The sequence below is a fragment of the Pseudomonas sp. NFX5 genome (assembly GCF_049132125.1).
In the GTDB taxonomy this organism is placed as follows: domain Bacteria; phylum Pseudomonadota; class Gammaproteobacteria; order Pseudomonadales; family Pseudomonadaceae; genus Aquipseudomonas; species Aquipseudomonas marginalis.
In genome coordinates this window covers 12,942-28,148 of the sequence record NZ_JAFMZG010000007.1, presented here as the reverse complement: position 1 = coordinate 28,148, position 15,207 = coordinate 12,942, and the positions used below count along the sequence as shown (strand labels likewise).

The window sequence follows — 15,207 nt, the reverse complement described above, 5'->3', positions numbered from 1 at the left end:
CCTTACTCCAGGAACAGGCTGGCAGGTTGTTCGAGCAGGCCGCGAATGGCCTGGATGAATTGCGCCGCGTCCATGCCATCGACCACGCGGTGATCGAAGGAGCTGGAGAGGTTCATCATCTTGCGGATCACGATCTGGCCCTTGATCACCATCGGCCGCTCAACGATACGGTTGACGCCGACGATGGCCACCTCCGGCAGGTTCAGCACCGGGGTGCTGACGATGCCGCCCAGGGCGCCCAGGCTGGTCAGGGTAATGCTCGAACCGGACAGCTCATCGCGGCTGGCCTTGCCATTGCGTGCAGCAGTGGCCAAACGCGTGATTTCCTCGGCGTTGCCCCACAGGCTGCGCGCTTCGGCGTGACGCACCACCGGCACCATCAGGCCCACGTCGCTCTGGGTGGCGACGCCCACATGCACCGCGCCGAGGCGGGTGATGACCTGGGCTTCGTCGTCGTAGCGCGCGTTGATCTGCGGGAAGTCCCGCAGCGCCACGACCATGGCGCGCACGATAAACGGCAGCAACGTCAGCTTGCCGCGCGTGGCGCCGTGCTTGTCGTTGAGGTGCACGCGCAGCTCGTCGAGGGCGGTGACGTCGATCTCTTCCACATAGCTGAAATGCGCGGCACGCCGGGTGGCGTCCTGCATGCGCTGGGCGATCTTGCGGCGCATGCCGATCACCGGGATCTGTTCTTCGTCGTTGCGTTCGGCGTAAGGGTTGGCGGCCATCGAAGCTTTTGACGCCCCTTGTTGCAGGTAGGCCTCGAGGTCTTCGTGCAGGATCCGCCCGGCCGGGCCGGAGCCCTGGACCAGGCGCAGTTGGATACCGGCATCCAGCGCGTGCTTGCGCACGGCGGGGGAGGCCAGAGGGCGTTCGTCGGCATCGCGGGCCACGGGGGCCTGTGCGGCTGCCACTGGTGCGGGCTTGCTTTCGACCACCGGTGCCGGCTTGGCCTCGACAACGGCAGCCGCTTTCACCGGCTCCGCGGCTACCGGCACCTCCTTGGCATTGCCCGCGCCTTCGACTTCAATGCTGATCAGGATACTGCCCACCGCCATGACTTCACCTGGCTCGCCGCCGAGGGCAATCACCTTGCCATGGACCGGCGAGGGAATGTCCACCATCGCCTTGTCGGTCATCACATCCGCCAGCACCTGGTCTTCGACGACCATGTCGCCGACCTTCACATGCCACTGCGACAATTCAACTTCCGCGATGCCTTCGCCAATGTCCGGCATCTTGATAACGTGCGTGCCCATTCAGACCTCCATGACCCGTTTCAACGCCGCGCCCACTCGGGACGGGCCTGGGAAATACGCCCACTCCTGCGCGTGCGGGTAGGGGGTGTCCCAACCGGTGACGCGTTCGATCGGCGCTTCCAGGTGGTGGAAGCAATGCTCCTGCACCAGCGCCACCAACTCGGCACCAAAGCCGCAGGTACGGGTGGCTTCGTGCACCACCACGCAACGGCCGGTCTTCTTCACGGACTTGACGATGGTGTCCAGGTCCAGCGGCCACAGGCTGCGCAGGTCGATGACTTCGGCGTCGATGCCGGTTTCTTCGGCGGCGACCTGCGAGACATACACGGTGGTGCCGTAGGTCAGCACAGTGACGGCCGAGCCCGGGCGCACGATGGCGGCCACGTCCAGCGGCACCGTGTAGTAACCGTCCGGCACCTGGGCTTGCGGGTGTTTCGACCACGGCGTTACGGGGCGGTCGTGGTGACCGTCGAACGGGCCGTTGTACAGGCGCTTGGGCTCGAGGAAGATCACTGGGTCATCGTTTTCGATGGAGGCAATCAGCAGGCCCTTGGCGTCATAGGGGTTGGACGGCATGACCGTACGCAGGCCGCAGACCTGGGTGAACACCGCTTCGATGCTCTGGCTGTGGGTCTGGCCGCCGTAGATGCCGCCGCCGCAGGGCATGCGCATGGTCAAGGGCGCGGTGAACTGGCCGGCCGAGCGATAACGCAGGCGCGCCGCTTCGGAGATGATCTGGTCGGTGGCGGGGTAGACGTAGTCGGCGAACTGGATCTCGGCCACCGGGCGCAGGCCATAGGCACCCATGCCAACCGCCACGCCGACGATGCCGCTTTCCGATATCGGTGCGTCGAACACCCGCGAGCTGCCGTACTTGGTCTGCAAGCCTTCGGTGCAGCGGAACACGCCGCCGAAATAGCCGACGTCCTGGCCGAACACCACCACGTTGTCATCACGTTCAAGCATCACATCCATGGCCGAGCGCAGGGCCTGGATCATGGTCATGGTGGTGGTGGTCATGGCGGTTTCCAATTCGATGCTGTTGTTGTGATCGTTCATGTCAGATCCCCAACTCTTGACGCTGGCGCTTCAAGTGCTCCGGCATCTCTTTATAGACGTCTTCGAACATGGTCGCGGCGCTTGGGATCTGGCCACCGGCCAGGGTGCCGTACTGTTCGGCCTGTTTCTGCGCGGCGATCACCTCGGCTTCCAGTTCGGCACTGACCGCCGCGTGCTCCTCTTCGGACCACTGGCCAATCCTGATCAGGTGCTGCTTGAGGCGGGCAATCGGGTCGCCCAGCGGGAAGTGGCTCCAGTCGTCGGCGGGGCGGTATTTGGACGGATCGTCCGAGGTGGAGTGCGGGCCGGCGCGGTAGGTGACCCATTCGATCAGGCTCGGCCCGAGGTTGCGGCGCGCACGCTCGGCGGCCCAGACGGAGGCGGCGTACACCGCGATAAAGTCGTTGCCGTCCACGCGCAGGGAGGCGATGCCGCAGCCGACGCCGCGTCCGGCGAAGGTGGTGGCTTCACCACCGGCGATGGCCTGGAAGGTGGAGATGGCCCACTGGTTGTTGACCACGTTGAGAATCACCGGGGCGCGGTACACGTGGGCAAAGGTGAGGGCGGTGTGGAAGTCGGATTCGGCGGTGGCGCCGTCACCGATCCAGGCCGAGGCGATCTTGGTATCGCCCTTGATCGCCGAGGCCATGCCCCAGCCCACACCCTGTACGAATTGGGTGGCGAGGTTGCCGGAAATGGTGAAGAAGCCTGCGTCCTTGACCGAATACATGATCGGCAACTGGCGGCCCTTGAGCGGATCGCGCTCGTTGGACAGCAACTGGCAGATCAGGTCCACCAGCGGCACGTCGCGGGCCATCAGGATGCTTTGCTGGCGGTAGGTGGGGAAGCACATGTCGTCGATGTTCAAGGCCAGGGCCTGGGCGCTGCCGATGGCTTCTTCGCCAAGGCTCTGCATGTAGAACGACATTTTTTTCTGACGCTGGGCGACCACCATGCGGTTGTCGAAGATCCGCGTCTTGAGCATGGCACGCATGCCTTTGCGCAGGATCTCCACGGGAACCCCTTCGGCCCACGGGCCCAGGGCCTGGCCCTGGTCGTCGAGCACGCGGATCAGGCCCTTGGCCAGGTCGGCGGTGTCGGCGGGTTCTACGTCGATGGCGGGTTTGCGCACCAGGCCGGCGTCGGTCAGGCGCAGGTAGGTAAAGTCGGTCTTGCAGCCTGGGCGGCCCGAGGGTTCGGGAACGTGCAGGCGCAGTGGGGCATACGGCTGATTCATGGCTTTCTACGCTCGATCTTGTGAATTTCTTGTAGTGGGCGCGCTAGCTGACAGTCAGTCTCCGGGTAAGAGAAATCTTGTCCTACAACAATCATAGGCGTGGCGTAGAAGAATATTTATCTGTGTTTCATTGCGCCCGCGATCATTTGCGGATAAAAAACCTGCATAAACATAATAAACAGGTGATTTTGTCTCATGCGCAAACTGGACCGTACCGATATCGGCATTCTCAACGCGCTGCAGGAGAATGCGCGGATTACCAACGCCGACCTGGCCCGCTCGGTCAACCTGTCGCCCACACCCTGTTTCAACCGGGTCAAGGCCATGGAAGAACTGGGCTTGATTCGCGAACAGGTCACCCTGCTCGACGCCGATCTGCTGGGGTTGCACGTGAATGTGTTCATTCATGTGAGCCTGGAAAAACAGAACGAGCTGGCGCTGCAGCAGTTCGAAGGCGCGATTTCCGACCGGCCCGAGGTGATGGAGTGCTACTTGATGGCCGGCGACCCGGACTATTTGATCCGGGTGTTGGTGCCGACGATCCAGTCGCTGGAGCGTTTCATGATGGACTTCCTGACCAAGGTGCCGGGGGTGGCGAATATTCGCTCCAGCTTTGCGCTTAAGCAGGTGCGCTATAAGACAGCGTTGCCGCTCCCGGCCAATGGCATCAGCCTCGGTAGCTGATGCATCAGATTACCAATGTGGGAGGGGGCAGGCCTCCAACATTATTTCCGCATCTCAGAGTTGGTTGAGGGGTATCTTCAAGTAAGTAACCCCATTCTCTTCCGCCGGCGGCATATGACCGGCCCGCACATTCACCTGGATCGCCGGCAACAACAGCGTGGGCATCCCCAGCCCGGCATCGCGTTGGGTGCGCATCGCCACGAACGCCGCTTCATCCACTCCGTCATGCACATGGATATTGCCCGCGCGCTGCTCCGCCACGGTGGTCAGGCATTTGGCCTCGCGCCCTTCGGGCGGGTAGTCATGGCACACGTACAGCTGGATGTCGGGGGCAAAGGCCAGCAGTTTGCGCGTCGACGCATACAGCTGGCGTGCATCGCCGCCGGGGAAGTCGCAGCGGGCGGTGCCGACATCGGGCATGAACAGGGTGTCGCCCACCAGGATCAAGCGGTCGTCGATCAGGTAGGCCATGTCCGCCGGGGTATGCCCGGGCACGTGCAGGGCCTGGGCCTTGATGGTGCCGATGTGGAAGATTTCATCCGGCGCGAACAGGTGGTCGAACTGCGAGCCGTCGACGCGAAATTCCGGCTCCAGGTTGAACAGGTGCTTGAACACGTCCTGCACCTTGCTGATCGCCTGGCCGATGGCGATCTTGCCGCCCAGGGTGCGGCGCAGGTACGGCGCGGCCGACAGGTGGTCGGCGTGGGCGTGGGTTTCCAGCAGCCATTGCACCTGCAAGTCGTGCTCACGCACAAAGGCGATGACCTTGTCGGCCTGGGCGGTGTCGGTGCGCCCGGAGGCCGGGTCGTAATTGAGCACCGAATCGACGATGGCACAGAGGCCGCCGTCCGTTTCATAGACGACGTAGGTGTAGGTCGACGACGCCTCGTCCAGAAAGGAATGAATCAACGCTGACATGACGGCTGCCCCTGATGTTGAAAAAAGTGATTACAATCACTTTACATTTACACATAATGTTTTGAGCTTAAGTGACGCAAAGGACCCGAGGCAAATGGAATCTACTCTGAGTGAAGGCGAAGTCGCCCAGTTGCGCGCGTCGGCATCCAAGGCCTGTGCCTTGCTCAAGGCCCTGGCCAATGAGGATCGCCTGTTGATCCTGTGCCAACTGACCCAGGGCGAACGCAACGTCGGCGAGCTGGAAACCATGACCGGCGTACGCCAGCCCACGCTGTCACAGCAGTTGGGCATCCTGCGTGACGAAGGGCTGGTCGCCACCCGTCGCGAAGGCAAGTACATCTTCTACGGGCTGGCCAGCCACGAAGTGATCCAAGTGATGAAGACACTGTCCGGCCTTTACTGCGGCGCGGTGATAAAAAGCTGGGCGTGACGCCATACGGCAGCGACCCTTGTGTGCATTGACGATAAAAGGCAATAGACCATGACCGACCAACACTGGGGGCCAACCATCAGTGGCGATATCGTCGTCATCGGCGGCGGTTCGGCAGGCATCGGCCTGCTGGCCAGCCTGCTCAAGCGCGACCCCGACCTCAACATCACCCTTATCGAACCCTGCGACCAGCACTGCTACCAGCCGGCCTGGACCCTGGTCGGCGGCGGCGCCTACGACCTGGAAAAGACCCGACGCCCCCTGGCCGACGTGCTGCCCAATGGCGTCACCTGGGTGCAGGCTGCCGTTACCGAGTTGTTGCCGGATGAGCGCGCCCTGGTGCTCGACAGCGGCCAGCGGGTGACCTGGAACCACCTGATCGTCTGCCCAGGCCTGCGCCTGGCCTGGGAGAAAGTCGAGGGCCTGGAAGACACGTTGGGCCGCAACGGCGTCACGTCCAACTACAGCTATGAGCACGCGGCGTATACCTGGCAGCTGGTGCAGCAGTTGAAGCGCGGCAAGGCGATCTTTACCCAGCCGGCCATGCCGATCAAATGTGCGGGTGCACCGCAAAAGGCCATGTACCTGTCCTGCGATCACTGGCTCAGGCACGGTGACCTCAAGCACATCGACGTCGAATTCAACCTGGCCGGCGCGGCACTGTTCGGCGTGGCGACTTTTGTGCCACCGCTGATGAAGTACGTGGAGAAGTACAACGCGCGCCTGGCGTTCAACGCCAACCTGGTCAAGGTCGACGGCCCGGCGCGCAAGGCCTGGTTCGAGGTGAAGGACGCCGAGGGCACTATCACCCTCGAGGAAAAATCCTTCGACCTGCTGCACGTGGTGCCGCCGCAAGTTGCCCCGGACTTTATCCTCCAAAGCCCGCTGGCCGACGCTGCCGGCTGGTGCGAGGTGAACCCCCACAGCCTGCAACACCAGCGCTACCCGCAGATCTTCGGCCTGGGCGATGTGTGCGGCACCAGCAATGCCAAGACCGCCGCCGCCGTGCGCAAGCAAATCGTGGTGGTCGCCGAAAACCTGCTGGCCCTGCGCAAACAGGCGCCGCTGCCGCTCAAGTACGACGGCTATGGTTCGTGCCCGCTGACGGTGGAGAAGGGCAAGGTGGTGCTGGCCGAGTTCGGCTACGGCGGCAAGCTGCTGCCGACCTTTCCCCTCGACCCGACCCGGGCACGCCGTTCGATGTGGTTTCTCAAGGCGACGTTGCTGCCGTGGTTCTACTGGAACGGCATGCTCAAGGGCCGCGAGTGGCTGACCCGTCTGAGCAAGGTGGACTGAATGCTGCTGGCGAGCGTTTTAGGCGTGTTGATGGGCCTGGTCATGGGCCTGACCGGCGCGGGCGGCGGCATCCTCGGGGTGCCGGCGTTGGTGCTGGGGTTGGGCTTGACCATGACCCAGGCCGCGCCGGTGTCGTTGCTTGCGGTGGGGGCGGCAGCAGCCGTCGGGGCGATTGACGGCTTACGCCACGGCCTGGTGCGTTACCGCGCCGCGCTGTTGATCGCCTTGCTCGGCGCGCTGTTTTCGCCGCTGGGGGTGTTTCTCGCCCACCAGTTGCCGGAGCCGGCGCTGATGGGCCTGTTCAGTGCCTTGATGGTGCTGGTGGCCTGGCGCATGTTGCAGCGTGAAAAGCTCGAGGCCGGGCCGAGCGACCATGGCGCGGCGTCCTGGGGCCAGAAGAACTGCATGCTCAACCAGCAGACCGGGCGCCTGGCCTGGACCGCCAAATGCAGCGCCACCCTGGCCGCACTGGGCGCGGTAACGGGGGCAGTCTCGGGGTTGCTCGGGGTGGGCGGCGGCTTTTTGATCGTGCCGGCGTTCAAGCAACTCACCGACGTGCAGATGCGCGGCATCGTCGCCACGTCGCTGATGGTGATCAGCCTGATTTCGCTGATCGGCGTGGCTGGCGCGTTCCATGCCGGTGTGCGCATCGAACCCGTGGGCTGGGTGTTTATCGCGGCGAGCATCGTCGGCATGCTGATCGGCCGGCGCCTGTGTTCGGTGATCCCCGCCCGCACCTTGCAGGTGGGGTTTGCCAGCCTGTGTGTAGTGGTTGCAGCTGGAATGCTTGTGAACGCTTTGCTGTGAATTTGAAATGCAGTCCAACAGTTGAATCTCCCTTGTTTTTGAGCGATTCATCCCATCGCATCCCCCCACCCAGTACCCAAGTAGCATAGGTCCCGTCCCCCGCCCTTCGTACACTCATGCTTCAGAGGGGGGAGGCAACGATGCACAACAGTGAAGGCGTAGTCAGTGCCATGTCCCAGGCCACCGATGCCGGGCAGGCCGCCGAGGAGTTGGCGCGGCAACTGTTGCATCCGTACCTGGGCTTCGTGCTGTTTTTCTGCTCGGCGTCCTACGACCTGCAGGCCCTGGGCCGCGCCCTGCAGGAGTGTTTCGGCAACGTGCGCGTGGTGGGCTGCACCAGCGCCGGCGAGATCACGCCCCAGGGCTATGGGCGCAATTGCATTACGGCGATGGGCTTCAACCATGCGCACTTTTCCATCGCCACGGAACTGATCGACCAGGTGGAACACTTCAGCCTGATCGACGCCCAGCAGATGGTCGAACGTCTGGTCGGCGGTTGCCGCAGCAATACCCTGGCACCGATCAAGGGCAACACCTTCGCCCTGACCCTGCTCGATGGCCTGTCCAGCCGCGAAGAAGTGGTGCTCGCCGCCCTCAGCGCGGCGCTCGGCGACATTCCGCATTTCGGCGGTTCGGCCGGCGACGACAACTTCCTCACCCACACCCATGTGTACTTCAACGGCGCCTTCCACAGCGGCGCGGCGGTGGTGGTGCTGGTCAATACCTGGCTGGACTTCGAGGTGTTCACCACCCACCACATCCTGCCGCGCAGTGAAAAGCTGGTGGTGACCGGCGCCGACAGCCCGTCACGCCGGGTCTTCGAGCTCAACGCCGAACCCGCCGCCGAAGAGTACGCGCGGCATATCGGCGTGGCCGTGGCCGACCTCGACCACCGCGTCTTCGCGGCGCACCCGTTGGCGGTGCGCATCCACGACCAGTACTACGTGCGCGCGATCCAGCAAGTGCACGACGACCTGAGCCTGAGTTTCTACTGCGCGGTGGAAAACGGCATCGTCCTTACCGTGATGAAGCCCGGGCCGATCCTGCCAAACCTGCAAACCCTGTTCGACGGCCTGCAGGCGCGCCTTGGCGACCTGCTGTTGACCATCGGCTGCGACTGCTTCCTGCGCCGCCTGGAGTTGGAAGACAGCGACAATCTGGAACAGATCGGCGGCTTCCTGCGCGACCAGCGGGTGATGGGTTTCAACACCTACGGAGAACAGTTCAATGGCATGCATATCAACCAGACCTTCACCGGGGTCGCCATTGCCCGAGGCCGGCGCTGAACTGCTCGCCCAGGTTGCCCAGCTGCAGCAGGACAACCACAAGCTGGCGCGGATCAACGCGGCGCTGATCGAGCGCATCGAGTCCGGCATGGCCCAGGGCAATAACCCGTACACCACCTTTCAGCATTCGGTGGTGCTGGCCGAGCAAGTGCGCGAACGCACCGACGCGCTGAACCAGGCGATGGCCGAACTCAAGGCCAGCAACCACTTGCTGATCAACGCCCGGCTGCGCGCCGAAACCCTGCGCGGCGAACAGGCCGCGGCGCAAAAGGCCCAGGAAAGCGAACGCTGGATTCGTCTGATCACCGATAACGTCCCGGCCCTGATCGGCTACCTGAATGCCGACCTGGTCTACGAGTTCACCAATAAAGTCTATGAAGAATGGTATTGCTGGCCGCGCGGCATGATGCTCGGCCAGAGCCTGCGCGAAGTCCACAGCGAGCAGCATTGCCAGCGCCTGGACGCCTACGTCGCCCGCGCCCTGGCCGGGGAGAGCGTGACCTTCGAGTTCGCCGAGACCAATATCAATAACCAGGAGCGCTACATGCTGCGCTCCTATGTGCCGAATATGCTGGCCAGCGGCGAAGTGGTGGGGATCTTCGTGCTGATCCGCGACATCACCGAACGCCGCCGCACCGCCGAAGCCCTGCACCAGGCCTATCAGCACCTGGAGCAGCGCGTGGCCCAGCGCACCTCGGAGCTCACCGCGCTTAACGACCAGTTGTTGCAGGAGATCGACGAGCGCCGGCGCATGGAGGCGCGCCTGCGCGAAGCCAAGCTCGAGGCCGAGCAGGCCAACCTGTCGAAAACCAAATTCCTCGCCGCTGTCAGCCATGACCTGCTGCAACCTTTGAATGCGGCGCGCCTGTTCACCAGCGCACTGCTGGAGCGGCCCAGCGAAACCCTGGTGCGCAACGTGAGCAATTCCCTGGAAGACGTGGAAAACCTGCTGGGCACCCTGGTGGATATTTCCAAGCTGGATGCCGGGGTGATCAAGGCCGACATCGCGCCGTTTGCCCTGAGCGAACTGCTGGATAACCTGGCCGCCGAGTACACCGAATTGGCCCGCAGCGAGGGCCTGGAATTGCATTTTGTCGGTTGTTCGGCGCTGGTGCGCAGCGATATTCAGTTGCTGGCGCGGATCCTGCGCAACCTGCTGAGCAATGCGCTTCGCTACACCTACAAGGGGCGGGTGGTACTGGGCTGTCGCCGCCAGCATCAGCGTTTGTCGATCCAAGTGTGGGACAGCGGCATGGGCATCGCCGAGGAGCGGTTGGAGGAGATTTTCCAGGAATTCAAGCGCGGCGATGTGCAGCGGCCCGACCAGGACCGTGGGCTGGGCCTGGGGCTGGCGATCGTGGAAAAGATCGCCGGGATCCTGGGGCATCGCATCAGCGTCAAATCCTGGCCGGGCAAGGGCTCGATGTTCTCGGTGGAGGTGCCGTTGAGCGCCACGGCGCCCAAGTCTCTGCCGATCCTGGCCATGAGCGAACCGATGCTCGAACGCCTGCAAGGCGCGCGGGTGTGGGTGCTGGATAACGACGCGGCGATCTGCGCGGGCATGCGCACCTTGCTCGAAGGCTGGGGCTGCCAGGTGATCACCGCGTTGTCCGAGCAGGACCTGGCACGCCAGGTGGACAACTACCATGCCGAAGCCGACTTGCTGATCGCCGACTACCACCTCGACGACGACCAGAACGGCGTCGACGCCGTCGCCCGCATCAATGGACGCCGCGGCCGCGCGATACCGGCGCTGATGATCACCGCCAACTACAGCAATGAACTCAAGCTGCAAATTCGCGAGTTGGGGCACACGCTGATGCACAAGCCGGTGCGGCCGATGAAACTCAAGACCGCCATGAGCCACCTGCTCGGAAAATGAACGGCGAAATACCCACAAGTGGAGATCAAAATGTGGGAGGGGGCTTGCTCCCGATAGCGGTGGGTCAGTCGACATCATAACTGACTGATACACCGCCATCGGGGGCAAGCCCCCTCCCACCTTTGATTTGTGTTGGGTCTGGAAGATTGGCGGCGCTGATGCTCAAGACTGCCATGAGCCACCTGCTCGGCCGGCCCTGACAAACAGAGAACCAATGTGGGAGGGGGCTTGCCCCGATAGCGGTGGTTCAGTCAAGTAGATGCCGACTGCTCCACTGCCATCGGGAGCAAGCCCCCTCCCACATTTTATTTGTGTTGTGTCTGGAAGATTGGCGGCGCTGATGCTCAAGACTGCCATGAGCCACCTGCTCGGCCGGCCCTGACAAACAGAGAACCAATGTGGGAGGGGGCTTGCCCCCGATAGCGGTGGTTCAGTCAAGTAGATGCCGACTGCTCCACTGCCATCGGGAGCAAGCCCCTCCCACATTTTATTTGTGTTGTGTCAGATGGGTCAGCGGCGCAGGTACGAGCCGAAATCGATATCCCCGGCACTGAGGATCGCCTGCACCCGGTTATGTACATTCAACTTGCGCAGGATCGCCGACACATGGGCCTTCACCGTGGTCTCGGCAATTTCCAGGGTGTAGGCGATCTGCTTGTTCGATTCGCCCTTGGTCATGCGCTCCAGCACCAGCAACTGCTTGCGCGTCAGGGCTTGCAGCAGTTCGGGGGCGAAGCCGGGATTTTCGTTGAGGCGTCGGTGGGTGCCGGGTTTCTGGGTGCGGATGATGTCCGGCGGCAGGTACACGTTGCCGTTGAGAATCTGCTGGATCGCCTCGGTCATTTGCAGGCGCGGCGAGGATTTGGTGATAAAGCCCACGGCGCCGTAGGTGATGGCTTGCAGCACGACCTGCTTGTCCTGCTCGGCCGAGACGATCACCACCGGAATGGTCGGCGCCTCGTTGCGCAGGTTGATCAGGCCATTGAGGCCATGCATGCCGGGCATGTTCAGGTCGAGCAGGATCAGGTCGAGGTCGTCGTGTTCCTGGGTCAATGCCAGGGCGCTGTCGAGGTCGGCGGTTTCCATCACTTCGCTGCCGGGGAAGCCGTCGCTGATGACGTTATGGATCGCTTCGCGAAACAGTGGGTGATCGTCGGCAATCAGGATTTTGTACATGGCCGTTCACCTTTCTTATTGTGAGGTTTGAAATGGCTCGGGTTGGGCGACCGTCACCGGCAGCTTCGCCGCTTCCCAGGCATCCAGGCCGTCGCGATACCAGTACACAGAGGTATAGCCGAGGTTGGCGGCACGTTTTACCGCGTTCCAACTCAGCCAGCAATCGGAGCGGCAATAGAAGACCAACGGTCGCTTGAGGTCGCCGCCGCTGTAGGCATACAAGTGGCGCACGAAATAGCTTTGCCACTCCGGCGTCAGGTCGCCGTCGCCGGTATTGGCCAGCCAATGGCTGCCGGGCAGGTTGGCGTGGGGCTGGTCTTCGATGAAGCGGCCTTGCAGCCATTGGCGGCGGTACACATCGATCAGCACTGGCGCCGGGCTTTGATCGAGCAGGGTTTGCAGGGCCGCGGTGTCGACAATCGTGGCGCCTGGCAGGTGGTCGGGCGTGGGGCTGCGGTACAGGCTGATGCGGTAGCCCTCGGCGGAAAACAGCGGGGTGTCGGCCTGGACGTGGGCGACGAACAGGCACAGCAGCGCCAATAGAGGCAGTCGGGCAGGCAGCATGGCAGGGCAATCCTTATCGTTATGCGCGCATTACACGTGAGTCCCGAGCCCTTGGGAATGCGACGATAGACAGGAAAACCAGTACCAAAGTAGTAGTTTTGCCGCCCTCAGCCCTTTTTGCGCAACGCTGCATGCTGGGGATTGAAGGTCAGCACCGCCAACACCGTGAACAGCACGGTCAAACCCAGGCACACCGCCAGGGCCAGGCCGGCGAAGCGTTGGTACAGGGCAAAGCGCACCAGCTCCACGGCGTGGGTAAACGGGTTGACCGCGCACAGCCAGTACAGCCATTCACTGGAGTCGCGCATCTTCCACAACGGGTACAGCGCCGATGACAGGAAAAACAGCGGGAAGATCACGAAGTTCATCACCCCGGCAAAGTTCTCCAGCTGGCGAATCGCATTCGACAGCAGCAAGCCCAGGGCACTCAACATCAAGGCCACCAGCAGCAACGCCGGCAGGGCGACGACCAGCCCCATGGCCGGCGGTTGCACGCCGTACACCCAGGCGATCGCCAGGAACCCATACACCTGCAACAGCGAAATCAGCGCGGTGGCCAACAGCTTGCTGCACAGCAAAAACGTGCGCGGCAGCGGGCTGGTCAGCAGCACGCGCATGCTGCCCATCTCGCGGTCGTAGACCATCGACAGCGAGCCCTGCATGCCGTTGAACAGCAGGATCATGCAGGCCAGCCCCGGGACGATGTACACCTCGTAGGGGATGTAGGTGTCGTAGGGCTCGATCACCGAGATGCCCAGCGCAGCGCGGAACCCGGTGGCGAACACCAGCAGCCACAGCAAGGGGCGCACCAGCGCACTGAGAAACCGCGTGCGCTGCAACACAAAGCGCAGCCACTCGCGCAGCACGATGCCGCGCAGGCATTGCCAGTAAGCGTTCATGCCGCCGCTCCCGTCGTGGTGGGGCGGGTCAAGCGCGCGAACACGCTGCCCAGGTCGCCGCCTTGTTGCGCGATCAAGGCATCGACTTGCCCACTGGCCACCAGGCGGCCCTGGTGCAGGATCATCAAGGCATCGTCGGCCTGTACTTCGTCGAGCAGGTGAGTGGTCCACAGCACGCTGATGCCGTGTTCGAGGCACAGGCTGCGCACGTGCTGGTTCAGCGCCAGGCGGCTGGCGGGGTCGAGGCCGACGCTGGCCTCATCCAACAGCAGCAGGCGCGGCTCATGCAGCAATGCCCGGGCGATTTCCACGCGGCGGCGGTGCCCGCCGTTCAGTTCGCGGACTTTTTCCCGGCGCCGTTCGGTGAGGGCCTGGCGGGCCAGTTCGGCGGCGACGCGCAGGTCGGTCTGGCGTCGCGACAAACCATGCAACGCGGCGTGGTAGCGCAGGTTCTGTTCCACGCTCAAGTCCAGGTCCAGGGTGCTCTGCTGGAACACCACACCCAATTGCGCAAGGGCCGCACGCGGCGCCTCACGCAGGGAATGACCGCCCACGCGAATGTCGCCGCTTTGCAGGTCATACAGCCGCGTGAGCAGGGCGATCAAGGTGGATTTGCCGGCGCCATTGGGCCCCAGCAGCGCCGCAAAACGCCCTGGCGCCAGGCTGAAACTCACCTCGCACAAGGCCTGCCGTGCGCCGTAGGCGAAGCTCAGGTCGCGCACCTCCAGGGCGTTCATGGCGTGACCACCACGCCCCACGGATAACGCCCGACCTTCACCGACTTGATCACCTTGAGGTTGTCCACATCGATCACCGACACATCACCGCTCACGCCATTGGTGGCCAGCAACTGTTTCTCGTCCGGGGTAAATGCCATCTGCCACACGCGGCGGCCCACCAACAGGTAGTCGAGGACCTCGAAGGTCTTGGCGTCGATCACCGCCACATGGTTGGCCGGGCCGAGGGCGACAAAACCGTACTTGCCGTCGGCGCTGAGCTTGATGCCGACCGGCTGCACCTTGTCCGGGTGCACGCCCTTGATCTTGAAGGTCAGGGTCTTGAGGATCGCGCGGCTGGCCACGTCGAGGATGGTCACGGTGCCGCCGATTTCCGCCGAGGCCCACAGCTGCGAGCCATCGTGGTTGAACTCGACGAAGCGCGGGCGCTGGTCCACCAGGGTGCTGTCGGCCAGGGTTTGGGTGCTGGTGTCGATCCAGTGCAGCATGTTGGTGGTTTCGCTGGTGTTCACCGCCCACTTGCCATCCGGGCTCACGGCCATGCCTTCGGGCTCGACGCCGACGTTGATCTGGCCGAGCACCTTGGAGGTCTCGGTGTCGATCACGGTGACCAGCGCATCGTCTTCGTTGGACACGTACAGCCAGCGGTTATTGGGGTGCAGGGCGAATTGCTCGGGGTCTTTGCCGGAGGGCAGTTCCTTGATGATCCTGCGCGTGGCCACGTCCATCACCTGCACGCGGTCCGAGTCGCTGGCGCAGATGTACAGCAGCTTGTTGTCATGGGACAGCAGCAAGCCTCGCGGACGCTGGCCGACCTTGAGGGTGTCGGTGACTTGCAGGGTCTGCATGTCGATCAGGCTCAGGCTGTTGTCCTTCTCGTTGGAGACCCAGGCGGTACTGGCCACGGCGTGCCCGGCGGCAAGCAGCAGGGCGCATGGGAGCAGGGTGCGGCGCATGGCGGATTCCTTATTAT

General features: G+C 63.3%; 15 protein-coding genes. 6 read left to right on the top strand and 9 right to left on the bottom strand.

The window, feature by feature from the left end:
- Positions 1-2 precede the first annotated feature (2 nt).
- From J1N02_RS02600 to J1N02_RS02590, 3 genes are read right to left on the bottom strand one after another with little or no spacing between them, the layout of a single operon-like run.
- Complete coding sequence (locus tag J1N02_RS02600) at positions 3-1,259, bottom strand: dihydrolipoamide acetyltransferase family protein (protein ID WP_414887531.1); 1,257 nt, start codon at positions 1,257-1,259, stop codon at positions 3-5.
- A complete protein-coding gene (locus tag J1N02_RS02595) occupies positions 1,260-2,318 on the bottom strand; it encodes an alpha-ketoacid dehydrogenase subunit beta (protein ID WP_027606187.1) in 1,059 nt (352 codons plus the stop codon).
- 1 nt (position 2,319) lies between these two features.
- Entirely contained in the window at positions 2,320-3,555 is a 1,236-nt protein-coding gene (locus J1N02_RS02590; protein WP_414887532.1) for a 3-methyl-2-oxobutanoate dehydrogenase (2-methylpropanoyl-transferring) subunit alpha, read from the bottom strand.
- A 195-nt stretch (positions 3,556-3,750) separates the two neighbouring features.
- On the opposite strand from J1N02_RS02590, the gene bkdR reads away from it, so the two are divergent.
- Complete coding sequence (bkdR, locus tag J1N02_RS02585; protein WP_003174877.1) at positions 3,751-4,239, top strand: Bkd operon transcriptional regulator BkdR; 489 nt, start codon at positions 3,751-3,753, stop codon at positions 4,237-4,239.
- A gap of 54 nt (positions 4,240-4,293) precedes the next feature.
- Here the strand turns inward: bkdR and J1N02_RS02580 are convergent, their stop codons facing one another.
- A complete protein-coding gene (locus tag J1N02_RS02580) occupies positions 4,294-5,157 on the bottom strand; it encodes an MBL fold metallo-hydrolase (protein ID WP_368963663.1) in 864 nt (287 codons plus the stop codon).
- 94 nt (positions 5,158-5,251) lie between these two features.
- Between J1N02_RS02580 and J1N02_RS02575 the strand changes: the two genes are divergently transcribed.
- The 5 genes from J1N02_RS02575 (at position 5,252) to J1N02_RS02555 (ending at position 10,858) form a co-directional block, all read left to right on the top strand.
- Positions 5,252-5,587, top strand: coding sequence for an ArsR/SmtB family transcription factor (locus J1N02_RS02575; RefSeq protein WP_017527038.1), 336 nt, complete (start codon positions 5,252-5,254; stop codon positions 5,585-5,587).
- A 51-nt stretch (positions 5,588-5,638) separates the two neighbouring features.
- Complete coding sequence (locus tag J1N02_RS02570) at positions 5,639-6,883, top strand: NAD(P)/FAD-dependent oxidoreductase (RefSeq protein ID WP_368963661.1); 1,245 nt, start codon at positions 5,639-5,641, stop codon at positions 6,881-6,883.
- Positions 6,884-7,690: a sulfite exporter TauE/SafE family protein gene (locus J1N02_RS02565; RefSeq protein WP_368963659.1), complete on the top strand. Its 807-nt coding sequence runs from the start codon at positions 6,884-6,886 to the stop codon at positions 7,688-7,690. It begins immediately after the preceding gene.
- A gap of 140 nt (positions 7,691-7,830) precedes the next feature.
- Positions 7,831-8,976: a nitric oxide-sensing protein NosP gene (gene nosP / locus J1N02_RS02560; protein WP_027606194.1), complete on the top strand. Its 1,146-nt coding sequence runs from the start codon at positions 7,831-7,833 to the stop codon at positions 8,974-8,976.
- A complete protein-coding gene (locus J1N02_RS02555) occupies positions 8,918-10,858 on the top strand; it encodes a PAS domain-containing hybrid sensor histidine kinase/response regulator (protein WP_051429362.1) in 1,941 nt (646 codons plus the stop codon). Before nosP ends, J1N02_RS02555 begins: the two co-directional genes overlap by 59 nt.
- A gap of 510 nt (positions 10,859-11,368) precedes the next feature.
- Here J1N02_RS02555 and J1N02_RS02550 read toward each other — a convergent pair.
- The 5 genes from J1N02_RS02550 to J1N02_RS02530 all read right to left on the bottom strand — a co-directional run bounded on the left by J1N02_RS02550 (position 11,369) and on the right by J1N02_RS02530 (position 15,190).
- On the bottom strand, positions 11,369-12,034 hold the full coding sequence (locus J1N02_RS02550; protein WP_010209341.1) for a response regulator transcription factor: 666 nt from the start codon (positions 12,032-12,034) through the stop codon (positions 11,369-11,371).
- Between the two features lie 15 nt (positions 12,035-12,049).
- Positions 12,050-12,598: a PQQ-dependent catabolism-associated CXXCW motif protein gene (locus tag J1N02_RS02545; protein ID WP_169898988.1), complete on the bottom strand. Its 549-nt coding sequence runs from the start codon at positions 12,596-12,598 to the stop codon at positions 12,050-12,052.
- 107 nt (positions 12,599-12,705) lie between these two features.
- Positions 12,706-13,497 (bottom strand): ABC transporter permease, encoded by a 792-nt coding sequence (locus J1N02_RS02540; RefSeq protein ID WP_414887533.1) that lies wholly within the window; start codon positions 13,495-13,497, stop codon positions 12,706-12,708.
- Positions 13,494-14,234, bottom strand: coding sequence for an ABC transporter ATP-binding protein (locus J1N02_RS02535; protein WP_414887534.1), 741 nt, complete (start codon positions 14,232-14,234; stop codon positions 13,494-13,496). Before J1N02_RS02535 ends, J1N02_RS02540 begins: the two co-directional genes overlap by 4 nt.
- Positions 14,231-15,190: a YVTN family beta-propeller repeat protein gene (locus J1N02_RS02530; RefSeq protein ID WP_414887535.1), complete on the bottom strand. Its 960-nt coding sequence runs from the start codon at positions 15,188-15,190 to the stop codon at positions 14,231-14,233. Before J1N02_RS02530 ends, J1N02_RS02535 begins: the two co-directional genes overlap by 4 nt.
- Between the last annotated feature and the right edge of the window lie 17 nt (positions 15,191-15,207).

What these genes read in the sequence shown, in the direction of transcription:
- J1N02_RS02590 (WP_414887532.1), bottom strand. Translation starts at nt 3,555, where the DNA reads ATGAATCAGCCGTATGCCCCACTGCGCCTGCACGTTCCCGAACCCTCG.
- J1N02_RS02555 (WP_051429362.1), top strand. Translation starts at nt 8,918, where the DNA reads ATGGCATGCATATCAACCAGACCTTCACCGGGGTCGCCATTGCCCGAG.
- J1N02_RS02545 (WP_169898988.1), bottom strand. Translation starts at nt 12,598, where the DNA reads ATGCTGCCTGCCCGACTGCCTCTATTGGCGCTGCTGTGCCTGTTCGTC.
- J1N02_RS02595 (WP_027606187.1), bottom strand. Translation starts at nt 2,318, where the DNA reads ATGAACGATCACAACAACAGCATCGAATTGGAAACCGCCATGACCACC.
- J1N02_RS02570 (WP_368963661.1), top strand. Translation starts at nt 5,639, where the DNA reads ATGACCGACCAACACTGGGGGCCAACCATCAGTGGCGATATCGTCGTC.
- nosP (WP_027606194.1), top strand. Translation starts at nt 7,831, where the DNA reads ATGCACAACAGTGAAGGCGTAGTCAGTGCCATGTCCCAGGCCACCGAT.
- J1N02_RS02535 (WP_414887534.1), bottom strand. Translation starts at nt 14,234, where the DNA reads ATGAACGCCCTGGAGGTGCGCGACCTGAGCTTCGCCTACGGCGCACGG.
- J1N02_RS02565 (WP_368963659.1), top strand. Translation starts at nt 6,884, where the DNA reads ATGCTGCTGGCGAGCGTTTTAGGCGTGTTGATGGGCCTGGTCATGGGC.
- J1N02_RS02600 (WP_414887531.1), bottom strand. Translation starts at nt 1,259, where the DNA reads ATGGGCACGCACGTTATCAAGATGCCGGACATTGGCGAAGGCATCGCG.
- J1N02_RS02550 (WP_010209341.1), bottom strand. Translation starts at nt 12,034, where the DNA reads ATGTACAAAATCCTGATTGCCGACGATCACCCACTGTTTCGCGAAGCG.
- J1N02_RS02530 (WP_414887535.1), bottom strand. Translation starts at nt 15,190, where the DNA reads ATGCGCCGCACCCTGCTCCCATGCGCCCTGCTGCTTGCCGCCGGGCAC.
- bkdR (WP_003174877.1), top strand. Translation starts at nt 3,751, where the DNA reads ATGCGCAAACTGGACCGTACCGATATCGGCATTCTCAACGCGCTGCAG.
- J1N02_RS02540 (WP_414887533.1), bottom strand. Translation starts at nt 13,497, where the DNA reads ATGAACGCTTACTGGCAATGCCTGCGCGGCATCGTGCTGCGCGAGTGG.
- J1N02_RS02575 (WP_017527038.1), top strand. Translation starts at nt 5,252, where the DNA reads ATGGAATCTACTCTGAGTGAAGGCGAAGTCGCCCAGTTGCGCGCGTCG.
- J1N02_RS02580 (WP_368963663.1), bottom strand. Translation starts at nt 5,157, where the DNA reads ATGTCAGCGTTGATTCATTCCTTTCTGGACGAGGCGTCGTCGACCTAC.